16 protein-coding genes, 1 tRNA gene and 1 pseudogene are annotated in these 15,106 nt (G+C 64.9%); 12 read left to right on the forward strand and 6 right to left on the reverse strand.

Features of this window, described 5'->3' with window-relative positions:
* Positions 1–54 precede the first annotated feature (54 nt).
* Entirely contained in the window at positions 55–2,088 is a 2,034-nt protein-coding gene (locus tag ACAD63_RS06405) for a diguanylate cyclase domain-containing protein (RefSeq protein ID WP_434033620.1), read from the reverse strand.
* A 551-nt stretch (positions 2,089–2,639) separates the two neighbouring features.
* Here ACAD63_RS06405 and ACAD63_RS06410 point away from each other — a divergent pair.
* The 9 genes and pseudogenes from ACAD63_RS06410 to ACAD63_RS06450 all read left to right on the forward strand — a co-directional run bounded on the left by ACAD63_RS06410 (position 2,640) and on the right by ACAD63_RS06450 (position 7,121).
* Positions 2,640–2,975, forward strand: coding sequence for an ArsR/SmtB family transcription factor (locus tag ACAD63_RS06410; RefSeq protein WP_135705543.1), 336 nt, complete (start codon positions 2,640–2,642; stop codon positions 2,973–2,975).
* Positions 2,972–3,454 (forward strand): ArsI/CadI family heavy metal resistance metalloenzyme, encoded by a 483-nt coding sequence (locus ACAD63_RS06415; RefSeq protein WP_133096072.1) that lies wholly within the window; start codon positions 2,972–2,974, stop codon positions 3,452–3,454. Before ACAD63_RS06410 ends, ACAD63_RS06415 begins: the two co-directional genes overlap by 4 nt.
* 9 nt (positions 3,455–3,463) lie before the next feature.
* Positions 3,464–3,958, forward strand: a complete 495-nt coding sequence (locus tag ACAD63_RS06420) for an arsenate reductase ArsC (RefSeq protein WP_135705542.1) — start codon at positions 3,464–3,466, stop codon at positions 3,956–3,958.
* A 39-nt stretch (positions 3,959–3,997) separates the two neighbouring features.
* Entirely contained in the window at positions 3,998–4,492 is a 495-nt protein-coding gene (locus ACAD63_RS06425) for an arsenate reductase ArsC (RefSeq protein ID WP_135705541.1), read from the forward strand.
* Between the two features lie 5 nt (positions 4,493–4,497).
* Positions 4,498–5,202, forward strand: coding sequence for an aquaporin (locus ACAD63_RS06430; RefSeq protein WP_133096075.1), 705 nt, complete (start codon positions 4,498–4,500; stop codon positions 5,200–5,202).
* A 90-nt stretch (positions 5,203–5,292) separates the two neighbouring features.
* Positions 5,293–5,715 (forward strand): arsenate reductase (glutaredoxin), encoded by a 423-nt coding sequence (gene arsC / locus ACAD63_RS06435; protein WP_133096076.1) that lies wholly within the window; start codon positions 5,293–5,295, stop codon positions 5,713–5,715.
* Complete coding sequence (arsH, locus tag ACAD63_RS06440; protein ID WP_133096077.1) at positions 5,712–6,476, forward strand: arsenical resistance protein ArsH; 765 nt, start codon at positions 5,712–5,714, stop codon at positions 6,474–6,476. The genes arsC and arsH overlap by 4 nt, the downstream gene beginning before the upstream one ends.
* A gap of 40 nt (positions 6,477–6,516) precedes the next feature.
* A pseudogene (locus tag ACAD63_RS06445) lies at positions 6,517–6,891 on the forward strand (MFS transporter); the annotation flags it as partial.
* Between the two features lie 74 nt (positions 6,892–6,965).
* The gene (locus ACAD63_RS06450; RefSeq protein WP_434033621.1) at positions 6,966–7,121 is read left to right on the forward strand and encodes an ATP-binding protein; all 156 of its coding nucleotides are present in this window, start codon (positions 6,966–6,968) and stop codon (positions 7,119–7,121) included.
* Positions 7,122–7,226: 105 nt separating this feature from the next.
* Here the strand turns inward: ACAD63_RS06450 and ACAD63_RS06455 are convergent, their stop codons facing one another.
* The 5 genes from ACAD63_RS06455 to ACAD63_RS06475 all read right to left on the reverse strand — a co-directional run bounded on the left by ACAD63_RS06455 (position 7,227) and on the right by ACAD63_RS06475 (position 10,189).
* Positions 7,227–7,862, reverse strand: coding sequence for a Shufflon-specific DNA recombinase (locus ACAD63_RS06455; RefSeq protein ID WP_135705539.1), 636 nt, complete (start codon positions 7,860–7,862; stop codon positions 7,227–7,229).
* 135 nt (positions 7,863–7,997) lie between these two features.
* A tRNA-Val gene (locus tag ACAD63_RS06460) sits at positions 7,998–8,072 on the reverse strand.
* A gap of 91 nt (positions 8,073–8,163) precedes the next feature.
* Positions 8,164–8,895, reverse strand: a complete 732-nt coding sequence (gene dnaQ, locus ACAD63_RS06465) for a DNA polymerase III subunit epsilon (RefSeq protein WP_133096078.1) — start codon at positions 8,893–8,895, stop codon at positions 8,164–8,166.
* A gap of 59 nt (positions 8,896–8,954) precedes the next feature.
* Positions 8,955–9,392 carry a ribonuclease HI gene (rnhA, locus tag ACAD63_RS06470; RefSeq protein ID WP_029046361.1) on the reverse strand — a complete coding sequence of 146 codons (438 nt, stop codon included), beginning with the start codon at positions 9,390–9,392 and terminating at the stop codon, positions 8,955–8,957.
* Positions 9,393–9,457: 65 nt separating this feature from the next.
* Complete coding sequence (locus ACAD63_RS06475; RefSeq protein ID WP_195432029.1) at positions 9,458–10,189, reverse strand: class I SAM-dependent methyltransferase; 732 nt, start codon at positions 10,187–10,189, stop codon at positions 9,458–9,460.
* A 135-nt stretch (positions 10,190–10,324) separates the two neighbouring features.
* Here ACAD63_RS06475 and gloB point away from each other — a divergent pair, with 135 nt between their 5' ends.
* From gloB to ACAD63_RS06490, 3 genes are all read left to right on the forward strand, one after another.
* Entirely contained in the window at positions 10,325–11,125 is an 801-nt protein-coding gene (gene gloB / locus ACAD63_RS06480; RefSeq protein ID WP_135705538.1) for a hydroxyacylglutathione hydrolase, read from the forward strand.
* A 133-nt stretch (positions 11,126–11,258) separates the two neighbouring features.
* Positions 11,259–12,953, forward strand: a complete 1,695-nt coding sequence (locus ACAD63_RS06485) for a transglycosylase SLT domain-containing protein (RefSeq protein WP_135705537.1) — start codon at positions 11,259–11,261, stop codon at positions 12,951–12,953.
* Positions 12,954–13,120: 167 nt separating this feature from the next.
* Positions 13,121–15,013 carry a propionate--CoA ligase gene (locus tag ACAD63_RS06490; protein WP_434033622.1) on the forward strand — a complete coding sequence of 631 codons (1,893 nt, stop codon included), beginning with the start codon at positions 13,121–13,123 and terminating at the stop codon, positions 15,011–15,013.
* The last annotated feature ends 93 nt before the right edge of the window (positions 15,014–15,106 follow it).

The raw sequence follows: 15,106 nt of genomic DNA on the forward strand, positions 1-15,106 counted from the left end.
TCCCGGCGCGCTGTCACCAGCAACGGGCTCCTGGTGCGCCCGTTTTTTTATCCGTCAGGCCGGCAAGCCGGCAGGCTCCTGGGACGGCGCCGATACCACCATGGAGTCGGCGTTGTCCGCAGGGGTGCAATCGCGCTGGGCAGCATAGCGCGCCTTGCCGTGCCGCTTGGCCTCGTACAGCGCCATGTCCGCGTGCATGAACAGCTCGCTGACGGTCATGGCCTGGCGCCCCTGATGCAGCGCCGAACCGACGCTGGCCGTGGCCGACAGCGAATGCCCGTCGATCACCAGCGGCATGCGCGCGGACTGCACGATGGCGTTGGCAACCGAATCCATCGCGCCGCAGTCGGATACACCGTCAAGGATCACCGCAAACTCGTCGCCGCCGATGCGCGCGACCGCGTCGCCCTTGCGCACGCAGGCGCGCAGGCGCTGCGCGAACGCCACCAGCAGGCGGTCGCCGACCGGATGGCCGTAGTTGTCGTTGACCGCCTTGAAGTCGTCCAGGTCCACCAGCAGCAGGGCCAGCGCGCGGCCGCCGGCACTCGTGCGCGCCATGCATTCCGCCAGGCGCCGGTCGAAGCCCTTGCGGTTAAGCAGGCCGGTCAGATGGTCGGAGACGGTCTGGGCCTCCAGATTGCGCAGCTTCTGGCGCTCGTGCGTCACATTGCGCGCGAACATATGGAGCCCGACCACGGTGTCCTGGGCATCGTTCCAGGCCGGCTGGTAGGTGACTTCCATGCACTCGTTGCCATCCGGGCTTTCGCGCGTGAATGTCACCGCGCTGCCGGCGAAGGCCTGCCCGAGGTATGGCTGGCAGGCCATGTATTCGTGAGTGCCCCACAACTCGCGCAAGGACAGCCCGACGATCTGCTGCGCCGGCACTCCGTAATGCTGCGCGTAGGCCTGGTTGGCGAAGGCGTAGCGCTGTTGCCGGTCGATGAAGGAGACGAAGTCCGGCACGTGGTTGGCGATGGCCTCGATGCGCTTTTCGCTCTCGGCGGCGCGGTCCTTGGCGGCCTGCAGCGCGGCCTCGCGCTCGGACAGCTGCGCCACCACCTCGGCAAAACTGGTGGCAAGCTCGCCGATCTCGTCGGCCCGGCCGGTGGGAAGATCCGCCAGCGCCGAGGGGGTGGTGGCAATCTGGCGCACGGCGCGGTGCAGCCGCTGCAGCGGCGCCAGCAGCCGGCGCATCACCAGCCACATCAGCGCGGCGGCGAACAGCAGCGATAGCCCGGCAATGACCATCGTGCGCTGGCGCACATCGACCAGCACGCCGTAGGCCTCGGCCGCCGGCAGCACGGCCACCACCTGCCAGCCGTTGGACTGCAGCAGGTGGCGCGCCACGATGGGCTGCGTCGGCCGGACCACTTCCAGCATCGAGGCGGGACGTTCGGCGCCGCAGGCCTCGTCGACCGCGCGCGCCGGCGTCAGCACGCGGCTGGGGTCGGGATGCATGGCGTAGCGCGGACTGGCGCCGGCCGACACCAGGCAGAAGCTGCCGGTATCGCCGACCCGGCTGTGCGCCAGCTCGCGCAGGAAATTGCTGGCCGACAGGTTCAGCACGCCGCCGACCACGCCGCGCAATTCGCCGTTGGGCCCGAGCAGCGGCACGGCCAGCACCATGCCCGGTGCGTTGGTCAGCTTGCCCTGGATCAGGTCCGACACCGCCAGCGGCTGGCCGCGCAGGACATCACGGAAATAGTCGCGGTCGTCCACCCGCAGGCGCACGTTGTCCGGCACGGCGGTGCTGAACACCAGCTGGCCGTCAGGAGCGGCAAGGAAGATGCCGTTGAACTGGTCCGGCATGTCGACCATGCCTTCGGCGGCACGTCGCAGCTCCGCCGGCCTGGCTGCGAGCATCGGCGACAGCTGCCGGGCTACACGGCGCAACGTCGCGGCCCGGCTTTGCACCTTTTCGTCCAGTTGCTCCGCCACCAGTTCGACCAGCGTGTCCTGCTGTTGCTGCCGCAGGTGCTTGAGGCTGTCGTAGGCGTAGTACTGGGCGTACAGGGCGCGCAGCACGATGATCAGCGTCACCACACCCGCCGTGGCGAACGCCATCCGGTACTTCAAAGAGTGCTGCATGATTGACGTCTTTCTTGTGCGCACTGACCCGTGTCCCGGTCCGGGGCTTATCTTGCCTGCCTCGCCCATTGCCGAGCCACGCGTTCAAGATTAGCAGATGTCAAGGGAGAATTCGAAACTGTTTGCAACAGATCAGGGGTTGTTGCAGGTGTGCGGAAAGGCGCGATTGAGGGTGCATCTTGCGCCTCGCAGGAGTGAGGCGCAGCAGGCGCAAAAGAAAAAAGCCAGCGCGAGGCTGGCTTTTCCTGAATGCTGGTGGGTGGTACAGGGATTGAACCTGTGACCCCTGCCGTGTGAATCGGAATCATTGCCCTTAATTTACAACAGGTTAGCAAAAAGGCCTTTGCGAAACAAGAGTTTACGTTGGCGCTCGTTAGCAGGTGGGGTTCAAGTTAGCTTTTCGTATGTGGCGCAATTGTGGCATGCCGCATTCCCCTCACTTCCATGCCATATGCGCTTGTTCGCCGTAGCAACCGAGCTGAAAGAGAGAGTCGCCAGGGGACACAGAAATTTCACTTTACAGAATTCTATAATTCGAATATTTTCGAAAAATGGAAACCGACCACGCCCTTGAAGCGCTCGCCGCGCTCGCCCATTCGATACGCCTGTCCGTGTTCCGGCTGCTGGTGCAGGCCGGTCCCGCGGGACTTCCCGCCGGCCGGATTGCCGAGTTGATGGCAATGCCGGCGTCCTCCCTCTCCTTTCATCTGAAGGAGTTGCACCGCGCCAAGCTGCTATCCAGTAGGCAGGACGGTCGTTCAATTATTTACATGGCTCATTTCGAGACCATGAACGGATTGCTGGGTTACCTCACGGAGAACTGCTGCAGCGGCAATCCGTGCTCGCCTGTGTCCACCTGTTCCGTCGCCTTGGAGCCCAAATCATGAAGCGCTTCCACGTTCACGTCAGCGTCGCCGATCTCTCTGCCAGTATTCGCTACTACTCGGCCCTCTTCGCAGCCGAGCCAACGGTCGTGAAAGTGGACTATGCGAAGTGGATGCTGGAGGATCCCCGCGTGAACTTCGCCATCTCGGCCCGTGGCGCGGAGACTGGCGTCGACCACCTCGGATTTCAGACAGACGACGCGGCCGAACTGGCCGAACTGAAGCAGCGAGCCGAAGCAGCCGACATGGCGTTGCTCGACGAAGGTGAGACCACCTGCTGCTATGCGAAAAGCGAGAAGTACTGGGTCACGGACCCCCAAGGCATCGCGTGGGAGCACTTCCATACCTTGGGCAATGTGCCGGTGTACGGCGAATCCCGAAAAGTCGACGCTGCTGGCCAGGAGTCGGCCTGTTGCGCCCCCCGAGCTCCGAAGGGCAAGCCGATCGGCATTGCGGTCAACGCCAAGCCTTCCTGCTGCTAAGGGTCCGTCATGAACGAAAAGACCTACAACGTGCTGTTCATCTGCACCGGCAATTCGGCACGCTCGATTTTGTCGGAAGGGTTGATGAACCATCTGGGCAAGGGGAGCTTCCGCGCCTATTCGGCCGGCAGTCATCCGACTGGCGTAGTCAATCCCCTCGCACTGGCGGCACTAGCTCGCCACGGGCTGGACACGACCACCTTTCGCAGCAAGAGCTGGGATGAGTTCTCACAAGACGGGGCGCCGAAACTCGATTTTGTCTTCACGGTGTGTGACAAGGCAGCGGGCGAAGTTTGTCCGGTATGGCCAGGCCAGCCGATGACAGCGCACTGGGGCGTCCCCGACCCGGCTGCCTGTGAGGGTACCGAGGCCCAGAAGCAGCAAGCCATCAACGACGCAACCATTACGCTCAAGCGCCGTATCGAATTGTTCCTGTCATTGCCGCTTCCGAAGCTGGACGCCGTCGCACTTCAGAAGGCTGTTAAGGACATCGGGAAACAGTGATACGCATTCCCTCCGCATCTGACTATTTCGTAGCGCCCCATGACCACCAACGTACTGATTTTGTGTACCCACAACTCGGCCCGCAGTGTGCTGAGCGAAGGAATGTTGAACCATCTGGCCAAGCAGTTTGGCCGCGATGTGCGCGCCTATAGCGCCGGAAGCTCGCCCAGCGGACGCATCAATCCGTTCGCCATCGAGGTGCTTGGCAATGCTGGCGTCGACGTCAGCGACTTCCGCAGCAAGAGCTGGGATGAATTTGTCGGCGAGAATGCCCCTGAGATGCGGGTGGTCATCACCGTGTGCGACAGTGCCGCCGCAGAGGCGTGCCCGTATTGGCCGGGCAGCCCGGTGAAGGTGCATTGGGGCTACCCTGACCCGTCGAACACGGAAGGCGGCGACGACAAGAAGCGGCAGGCTTTCGAGCTGACCCGGCAGGCCATCGGCTACCGCATGCTGCAACTGCTGACGCTGCCGCTGGACACGCTGAGCAATGCGGAACTGCAGGACCACCTTAACCGTATCTCGCAAAGCTGAGCGTCATGGTCGATCTGCGTAACAGACTGGGCGCCGAAGCCTTGGGAACGGCGCTGCTGCTGGCCATCGTTATCGGCTCGGGCATCATGGCAGAGCGGCTTGCCGGCGGCAATGTCGCCGTCGCCCTGCTGGCCAACACGGCGGCCACGGTCGGTGGCTTGTACATCTTGATTGAAGTCTTTGGCCCGATCAGCGGCGCGCACTTCAATCCAGCCGTCAGCGCGGTCATGGTGGCGCGAGGTGAACTGCCTGGCGCGGCGCTGCTGCCATACATCGCCGCCCAGCTCGTAGGCGCGGTGCTGGGGGCTTGGCTCGCCCATGCCATGTTTGACATGACGATCCTGCAGCTTTCCACCAAGGTCCGCAGCGGTCCTGGGCAATGGATTGCTGAAACCGTTGCGACCGCCGGCCTGCTTTTGGTGATTCTGCGCGCCCCGAACGGGCGCGCCTCTGCCATGGTGGCGGCCTATATCGGCTCGGCATACTGGTTCACCGCATCCACCTCGTTTGCCAATCCCGCAGCCGCGTTCGGGCGCATGTTCAGCGACAGCTTTGCGGGCATCGCACCGGCGAGCGTGCCGGGATTCATGCTGGCGCAATGTCTCGGCGCGGCCATCGGGCTGGGGCTGCATCGGCTGCTTGAGCCGCGTGCGTTACCCCACGGCCACCCAAATGTCATCGAAGCCTCCGGCGAGCACCAGGCAGACTGACGCTGACCGGAACCGGGGCGCCACTCTTGCCGCCTTGGTTGGAATCCTTTCAACTGCCTGCAACCAGATACCAACTGAACCCGGGAAACCATGTCCGTCACCATCTATCACAACCCCGCCTGCGGCACATCGCGCAACACACTGGCCATGATCCGCAATGCGGGTATCGCGCCGAATGTCATCGAATATCTGAGCACGCCGCCTGACCGACAGACGTTGCAACAGATGATTAGCCTTGCGGGCCTCACAGTTCGTGAAGCCATCCGCGAAAAGGGTACGCCCTACGCCGAACTGGGCTTGTCCGACCCGGCCCTGACCGATGAGCAGTTGCTCGAAGCGATGCTGGCCCATCCGATCCTGATCAACCGGCCGTTCGTCATCACAGAGCGGGGCGTGCGGCTGTGCCGGCCATCGGAACTCGTGCTCGACATCCTGCCCTCGCCACAGCAAGGTGCCTTCACCAAGGAGGATGGCGAAGCCGTCATCGACGCGCAAGGCCGGAGGGTCAAATGACCATGGCGCTGCCTAACGTTATCCCGGCCGTGCTCGATACCCCGGACCTGAACAAGCTGGAACCGGTGCGCGTCAGCACGCATCCACCGCGCATCCTGCTGCTCTATGGCTCGCTGCGCGAAACGTCTTATAGCCGGCTGCTGGTGCAGGAAGCCGAGCGGATCCTGCAGCATTTCGGCGCGGAGACGCGCGTGTTCGATCCGCATGACCTTCCGGTGTGCGACAGTGTTCCCGCCGATCACCCCAAAGTGGTAGAACTGCGCAAGCTCTCGGAGTGGTCGGAAGGCCAAGTGTGGTGCAGTCCCGAGCGGCACGGCACGCTGACCGCGGTTTTCAAGAACCAGATCGACTGGCTGCCCCTGGAGATCGGATCCATCCGACCGACTCAGGGTCGCACGCTCGCGGTGATGCAGGTCTGCGGCGGCTCGCAGTCGTTCAACGCGGTCAACGCGCTACGCGTGCTGGGGCGCTGGATGCGCATGGTGACGATTCCCAATCAGTCATCGGTAGCCAAGGCATACCAGGAGTTCGACACGAACGGCCGCATGAAGCCGTCCTCCTACTATGACCGGGTGGTCGACGTCATGGAGGAACTGTACAAGTTCACTCTGCTGGTGCGTGATCGCAGCGACTATCTGACGGACCGCTATAGCGAACGCAAGGAAGCGGCGCCTGCGAACGTCGCCGCGCTCGCCGCGGCCGCCATGAGCCATGAACGGGACGCGCAGGTCACCGACACAGATAGCGGCGAAGTCGAATAAAAAACGGACGGGATGGCCATGGAGCCAACGAGTCGTGTGATTGCCAGCCAATCTCAGCACGCCTAACAGTACGGCCACGGACCCGCCACCCGCAAAGACTGCGTCCTCCCAGGCTCCTAAGGATGGCGTGCCCTCTCAGCGGCTTGCCTCGTTCACACTCGCCTTTGTCTTCGCCGCCACCTGGTTCATTAGCACCGCCATGGCGGCGCACCTGCCGCGATTGCTGCAGGCAGGTGGTGCGACACTCGCAACTGCCGTGATGGTCGGTGCGCTGATCGGCCCCGCTCAGGTGGGTGCCCGGATATTGGAGTTCGGGCTGCTGCGCAAGATCCACCCGCTGCTTTCGGCCCGCATCGCTGCTGCGCTTCACCCTGCGGGTGCCATCGCGTTCGGCATTGTTGGGGCTGCTCTGGCGCAATGACCGCAAGCTTGCCCGACTCTTGCACCGAGCCCGGCTCAAGTACCCCCAGGCCGCCATCGAAGACCTCGATGCCCGCCCCGGACGGGGCATTGATCGCAACCATCGCCGATGCGATTCTCGATCGACTGATGCACCGCATTCACCGCATCACGCTGGCCGGCGACTCAATGAGAAAGACTGCTCAAAAAACAAGCGCCACAGCCAGCGGCAACCCCACTGGCTAGCCTGGCAGAGTAGAATCCGTCCCCGCGCAACACCCTCAACCGATCACCGGTCACGATGCCGGAATTGCCGGTCACGACCAACCGGAAACCGCTGGGAAACAGCGGTCACGATAAAGCGGAATCCGCGGTCACGATGCCGGAATCAGCGGTCACATTCACCGGAATACGCACTCGGGCCAGTAAGGCGACCTCTTGGGTCGCGTGGAGGCGTTTCGAGCGCGGCAAGGAGTCGTTCCTATTCCCGTGTCCCAAGCGACGATTGCGCCCGCGGTTTTCGGCGGGCCGGCGAACCATCGACACGGCATTGTCAATGTGGATTCCCCATTCTTTGCCTGCCACATTGATTACATGGGAAATCAGGTTCAGGTCGCGGTTCGTTGTGGAGCCGGACACCTGCTTCAGTCGTTTGTCGCGCCATTCGGCGATGAGCTTGCCAGACAGGGCGGCAACCTTTACCTGTGCGAGTGGGTCGCGGAGCATCGCAGTGAGCCGATATCGTTCGGATTCGGCCCCTTTTTTCTGGCCGGACACCTCTTGTAGGTACCTTCGAATCAGATCGCCCAGGGTGTTTTTCTCAGCTTCGGTGCGATCAATGAAGACCCCGCGCTCGATCTCGGATTCGATTACCGTCGCCCATGCACGGGCGTCTGCCTTGGTGGAGAAGCTGCGGGAGAGGGTAGGCCAGCCTTTGCGCCGAATCTGGGCTTCCCAGTTCGAGCCCCGTTGCCGAATAGTCGCCATTCGTGGTCCTCACAAGTTTGCGTGTGGCAAATTTGTGGCAATCGGACCGATTCGAGGGAGGCCAGAAATCGCGGGGTTAGTGTGTCCTAACCCCAGAAATGAGAAAAGCCAGCGCGAGGCTGGCTTTCCGTGTTCTGGTGGGTGGTACAGGGATTGAACCTGTGACCCCTGCCGTGTGAAGGCAGTGCTCTACCGCTGAGCTAACCACCCCTTTCTGCATCGTCGTTGCCGTCGTGCAGCGGAGAAATGAGATTATGCAGGGCTCCCTGTATCTTGTAAAGCCCTTTTCCCAACTTTTTGTTCAGGCGGCCATCGTGCCGGGTTCCTCGGCCGTGGCTTCCTGCCATACCGTCTTGCCGCCGCTGGCCTTGTCCAGGCCCTTGAGCAGATCGAAATGGGCTTCCAGTTCCGCCTCGGTGGCGCGCAGCACCGGCAGTACCAGCCGAGAGAGGTCGGCCGTAGCGGTGGCCCCGCCTGCGCCAGTGCCGCTTTCCATGGTGTCGATTACCAGCGAATCCTGGCCGCGGGTCATTGCCAGGTAGACCTCTGCCAGCAATTCCGCATCGAGCAATGCGCCGTGCAGCGTGCGGTGCGCGTTGCTGATCCCCAGCCGGTCGCACAGGGCGTCGAGGGAGTTGCGCTTGCCGGGGAACATCTGCCGCGCTTCGCGTAGCGTATCGATCACGTTGCCGACATGCTCGCGGAAGGGAGGCATGCCCAGCAGCTGGAATTCCATGTCGAGGAAGCCCAGGTCGAACTGCGCGTTGTGGATGATCAGCTCGGCATCTGCGACGAATTCGCGGATCTCGTGCACGACCTCGGCAAAGCGGGGTTTGTCCGCCAGGAACTCGACCGTGATGCCGTGGACGGCGATCGCACCTTCGTCGATGTCGCGCTCCGGGTTGACATAGAAGTGCAGGTGGCGCCCCGTCAGGCGGCGGTTAAGCAGCTCCACGCAGCCGATTTCGATCAGGCGGTCGCCGGTGGCGGCATTCAGGCCGGTGGTTTCGGTGTCGAGAACGATTTGTCGCATGGCGGGCATTCTAGCGGAGCGGCATTGCCCCGCGGTTCTTGTTGTGGCGTTGCGGCGGTTCAGCGGCCGATCGATTCGACGCCGCGGTTGGCCAGCGCATCGGCGCGCTCGTTGCCGGGATGACCGTTGTGGCCGCGCACCCAGTGCCACGAGATCTGGTGTCCCTGGGTCAGCGCGTCGAGTTCCTGCCACAGGTCGGCGTTCTTCACCGGCTTCTTGTCGGCGGTCTTCCAGCCGCGGGCTTTCCAGCCGGGCAGCCATTCGCTGATGCCTTTCTGGACATATTGCGAGTCGGTGTAGACCCGCACGGTGCAGGGCCGCTTGAGCGCGCGCAGCGCTTCGATCACCGCGGTCATCTCCATGCGGTTGTTGGTGGTGTTGGGCTCGCCGCCGAACAGTTCTTTTTCATTGGTGCCGGCGACGAGCACCGCACCCCAGCCGCCGCGGCCGGGATTGCCTTTGCAGGCGCCGTCGGAGTAGATCGTGACTTCTTGCATGGAATTCCGTTGGGGGCCGGCCGCGCAGCGCGGCCGGCGCATGGGTTGTCCGCCGTGGCTCCGGCTCAGTGGTCGTCGCCGGGCGTCTTGCCGTGGGTGCCGGTGGGCGTTGCCACGGGCGTTGCCACCGGTGCCAGCGCCGGCTTGGCTTTCCACGCAGGGCCGACCAGTCGTATGTTGCGCACGCGCTTGATCGCCGAGATCATATAGACCGCGCCGAAGATCGGCCACCAGCGGTCGCCGGCCTTTTCCATGAAGGCGGTGCGCTGCAGCCAGCGCTCGGTGCGATAGGGCGGGCAGTAGCAGCCGAAGCGGCCGCGGATGATATCGAAGCCGAGCAGCTTGAGCCAGTCCTTGATGCGCACGAAGCCGATCTGCTGCGCATCGGTCGGCAGGAAGGGCGTGGCGCCGAGCCGGTTCATGCCCTGGCGCGCGCCCCACAGGCTCATCGGGTTGAAGCAGGTGACCACCACGCGCCCTTCGGGCATCAGCACGCGCGAGACTTCGCGCAGCACTTCGTGCGGGTCTTCGGCAAACTCCAGGATATGGGGCAGGGTTACCAGGTCTACGCTCTGCGTGTCGAACGGCAGCTCGTCGAAGCGGCACAGCAGCTGGCGCGCGTCCGGATGTGCCGCGCGCGGCCCGTGCGGCCCGCTGGCCGGATCCAGCGCCAGCGCCGAGAACGGCATCCGGTTCTCGCGCAGGGTATCGACGTACGGCATGCCCAGCTGTACGGCGTGGTAGCCGAAGATGTCCGCCACGGTGCGGTCGTACTGCTGCGCTTCCCAGCGCAGCATGTACTTGCCGGGCGGCGAGGCCAGCCAGTCTTCCCAGCTTACAATCGGGCCATTGGGACCATTGGGGCCATTCAGGCCGCGCTGGCCGTACTCGCCGTTCCGGCGATTGGGACGATTGGACATAGGAGCATGCGCATGTTGAAGGTTGAGCCGATCCCGGCGTTCCAGGATAACTATATCTGGGCCATTCACGATGGGCATCATGCCGCCGTGGTCGATCCCGGCGAGTCGGCGCCGGTGGAGGAATTTCTGGCGCAGCGGGGGCTGGCTCTGGGCGCTATTGTAATCACTCACCACCACGGCGATCACCAGGGCGGCGTTGCCGGCCTGCTGGCGGCACACCCGAGCACGCCATCGGGCGCGCCGATGCCGGTGCTCGGGCCCGCCGGCGAACGTATCGGCGGACGCACCCGGGCGCTGCGCGAAGGCGACGAGGTGACACTGGCCGAGCCCCCGGTGACGTTGCGGGTGCTGGACGTACCCGGGCATACCGCCGGCCATATCGCCTATGTGGGCGACCTGGGCGAAGCGGGCCGCGCCGTGTTCTGCGGCGACACGCTGTTCGCCAGCGGCTGCGGGCGCCTCTTCGAGGGCTCGCCGGCGCAGATGTTGGCGTCGCTGGACAAGCTGGCGGGCCTGCCGGGCGACACCCGCGTCTACTGCGCCCACGAGTACACGCGCAGCAACGTGCGCTTTGCCCGGGCGGTCGAGCCGGATAATGCCGCGCTGGCGGCGTGGGAGCAGCGCGTCGATGCGCTGCGTGCCGCGGACACGCCTACGTTGCCGACCACCATCGCCCACGAGCGCGAGGTCAACCCGTTCCTGCGCTCGCGCGAGCCGTCGGTACGCGCAGCGGTGTCGGCGCACGGCGGTGCCACCGACAGCGATGCCAAGGCATTTGGCGCGCTGCGCAGGTGGAAGGACAATTTCCGCTAAATTAAAGGCAGGCCCGGCCGAAAACCCTTGCGGGTCAAGGCTTTCGGGGCGCTACCTAGAAAAATCTGATTGACGCGATAGGCCGTTTTTTTTAGCATCACGCATCCTTTTAGCGTCACGATTCGAGAACTTAATGAAAATTGGTCGATTACTGGCGGTAGTTGCGTGTGCGGCGCTGCTTGCAGCCTGCGCCAGCACCCCTACGCCGCCTGACGCCGATGCCAACGGCGCGACCGCCCAGACTGCCAGGCGCCAGGATCCGCTCAATTCGCTCAGCGACAAGTCGGCGCTGTCATCCTCTTCCACCATCAATGTCGACCAGGGCGGCCTGGACTGGCTGCGCGGCCCGTCCAACGATATCTGGGACCGGATCCGGCGCGGCTTTGCCATGCAGGACCTGGAGGGCACGCTGGTCGATGACCGCACCCAGTGGTATGCGCAGCGCCCGGAATACATGGAGCGCATGGTCGGGCGGTCGAGCCGCTACCTGTACCACATCGTCGAGGAACTGGAACGCCGCAAGATGCCGACCGAGCTGGCGCTGCTGCCGTTCGTCGAGAGCGCGTTCAACCCGCAGGCCCAGTCCAGCGCCAAGGCCGCCGGCATGTGGCAGTTCATCCCCAGTACGGGCAAGTCATACAACCTGAAGCAGAACATGTTCCGCGACGAGCGCCGCGATGTGCTGGCCTCGACCGATGCCGCACTGGACTATCTGCAGCGGCTCTATGACATGTTCGGCGACTGGCACCTGGCGCTGGCCGCGTACAACTGGGGCGAGGGCGCGGTGTCGCGCGCGATCGCGCGCAACCAGGCGCGCGGGCTGCCGACCGACTACGCCAGCCTGACCATGCCCAACGAGACGCGCTACTACGTGCCGAAGCTGCAGGCGGTCAAGAACATCATCGCCAACCCGGCCATCTATGGCGTCAGGCTGCCGGAGATCCCGGACCATCCGTACTTCGTCACGGTGACCACGTCGCGCGATATCGACGTGAACCTCGCCGCCAAGCTGGCGGACATGACGCTGGAAGAGTTCAAGGCGCTGAACCCGTCGTTCAACCGCCCGGTGATCCTGGGGGCATCCAACCCGCAGATCCTGCTGCCGTTCGACAATGCCGAGCGCTTCCAGTACAACCTGAACACCTACCGAGGCGGGCTGTCGAGCTGGACCGCGGTCACGGTGGACGGGCGCGAGCGCGTCGAGTCGCTGGCGGCGCGGCTCAATGTCGATGCCGACACGCTGCGCGAAATCAACAGCATTCCCAAGGGCATGCGCCTGAAGGCCGGCTCGACCGTGATGATCCCGCGTTCGGGCCGCCACGACCAGGACATCAGCGCGAGCCTGGCCGACACCGCCATGCTGGCGATGGAGCCCGACCTGCCCGACGCGCGCCGCGTGGTGGTGCGTGCAAGCCGGCGTGATACGGTGACGTCGGTGGCGCGGCGCTACGGCGTGTCGCCGGGCCAGGTGCAGTCCTGGAACAAGCTGTCCGGCACCAAGCTGGTGGCAGGGCAGAGCCTGGTGCTGATGGTGCCGGTGCGCGGTGCCGGCGCGGTCCGCGCGGCGCGTGCCGAACGGGCCGACCGGGCCGAGCGCGAAGACCGCGCCGAGCGCGCCGAACGTGGCAGCAAGGGCAGAATCGTGCGCGTCTCGACACAGGGGGGCAAGGCCGAGCCGCGCAAGCGCATCACTGTGGAAGCCTCCCCGCGCCGCGGTACCAAGGCGGCGCCGACGGCCAAGGTGGCGCGCGAGGCCAAGGCGGCCCCGGTGAAGGCATCGGCCAAGTCCAGCGTCAAGGCCAGCAGCAAGGGCAGCAAGGCGCGCTGAGCGCAGGGCTTGAGAGCAAAAAGGCGTGCCGGCGGCACGCCTTTTTTGCATCTGCCGTGTGCATCGGCCGGGGGGCGGCACCCCTCTGAATCCCGTTTCCTCCACGCCCGCGCCGGTGGCAAACTACCGTCATCATCACAATGACCGCAGACGCGGAGGAGACTGCCATGACGGCAAGCCATGCCGTGCATGCCCGTTCGCTGGCCGACCCGCAGGGGTTCTGGGCCGAACAGGCGGCACGCATCGATTGGGAAACTCCCTTCGATCAGGTGCTCGACAACAGCTACGCGCCGTTCACCCGCTGGTTCGTGGGCGGACGCACCAACCTGTGCCACAACGCGGTAGACCGCCACCTGGCGGCGCGCGCCAGCCAGCCCGCCTTGCACTGGGTTTCGACCGAAGTTGACCAGTCCCGCAGCTACTCCTATGCCGAGCTGCACGACGAGGTCAACCGCATGGCGGCGATCCTGCAGGGGCTCGGGGTGCAGAAGGGCGACCGCGTGCTGGTCTACATGCCGATGATCCCGCAGGCTGCGTTTGCGATGCTGGCGTGCGCGCGCATCGGCGCGATCCATTCAGTGGTGTTCGGCGGCTTTGCCTCGGTGAGCCTGGCGGCACGGATCGACGACGCCCGCCCGCGCGTGGTGATCAGCGCCGACGCCGGCTCGCGCGCCGGCAAGGTCGTGCCGTACAAGCCGCTGCTGGACGAGGCCATCCGGCTGTCGTCGCACCAGCCGGAGAAGGTGCTGCTGGTCGACCGCCAGCTGGCCGACATGCCGCGCACCGAAGGCCGCGATGAAGACTACGCCACCTGGCGCGACCGCGTGGCCGGCGCGCAGGTGCCGTGCGCATGGCTGGAGTCGAGCGAGCCGTCGTATGTGCTCTACACCTCCGGCACCACCGGCAAGCCCAAGGGCGTGCAGCGCGATACCGGTGGCTACGCGGTGGCGCTGGCCACGTCGATGGAATACATCTTCTGCGGCAAGCCGGGCGACACCATGTTCACGGCCTCGGATATCGGCTGGGTGGTCGGCCACAGCTATATCGTCTACGGGCCCCTGCTGGCCGGGATGACCACGCTGATGTACGAAGGCACGCCGATCCGCCCGGACGGCGGCATCCTGTGGCGGCTGGTCGAGCAATACCGGGTCAACCTGATGTTCAGCGCGCCCACCGCGATCCGCGTGCTGAAGAAGCAGGACCCGGCCTGGCTGACCCGCTACGACCTGTCCAGCCTGCGCCTGCTGTTCCTGGCCGGCGAGCCGCTGGACGAGCCCACCGCGCGCTGGATCCAGGACGGCCTGGGCAAGCCGGTGGTCGACAACTACTGGCAGACCGAGTCGGGCTGGCCGATCCTGGCGATCCAGCGCGGCATCGAGCCGCTGCCGCCCAAGCTGGGCTCGCCGGGCGTGCCGGCCTACGGCTACGACCTGAAGATCGTCGACGAGAACACCGGCGAGGAATGCCCGCCCAACCAGAAGGGCGTGGTCGCGATCGACGGGCCGCTGCCGCCCGGCTGCATGAGCACGGTGTGGGGCGACGATGACCGCTTCGTGCGCACCTACTGGGAGGCGGTGCCGAACCGGCTGTGCTATTCCACCTTTGACTGGGGCGTGCGCGACGAGGACGGCTATGTCTTTATCCTCGGCCGCACGGACGATGTGATCAATGTCGCCGGCCACCGGCTGGGCACGCGCGAGATCGAGGAAAGCCTGTCTTCGAACGCCGCCGTGGCCGAGGTGGCGGTGGTGGGCGTGCAGGATGCGCTCAAGGGCCAGGTGGCGATGGCGTTCTGCATCGCGCGCGATCCGGCCCGCACCGCAACGCCGCAGGAGCGGCTGGCGCTGGAAGGCGACCTGATGAAGACGGTGGAACAGCAACTCGGCGCCGTGGCGCGGCCGGCGCGGGTATTGTTTGTCAATGCGCTGCCCAAGACGCGTTCGGGCAAGCTGCTGCGGCGCGCCATGCAGGCCGTGGCGGAGGGGCGCGACCCGGGCGACCTGACCACCATCGAAGATCCGGGTGCGCTGGAGCAGATCCAGGCGGCGCTGAAGGGATGAAGGGTTGAAGCGGTCGACGGTGCGGAGTGCGTGGCGAGGCACTCCGCACCGAATGCTTGCCTTATCTCGTGATGCAATCTAATATTTGAAGCA

Origin of the sequence: Cupriavidus sp. a3 (genome assembly GCF_051015765.1) — a bacterium.
In the GTDB taxonomy this organism is placed as follows: Bacteria; Pseudomonadota; Gammaproteobacteria; order Burkholderiales; family Burkholderiaceae; genus Cupriavidus; species Cupriavidus oxalaticus_A.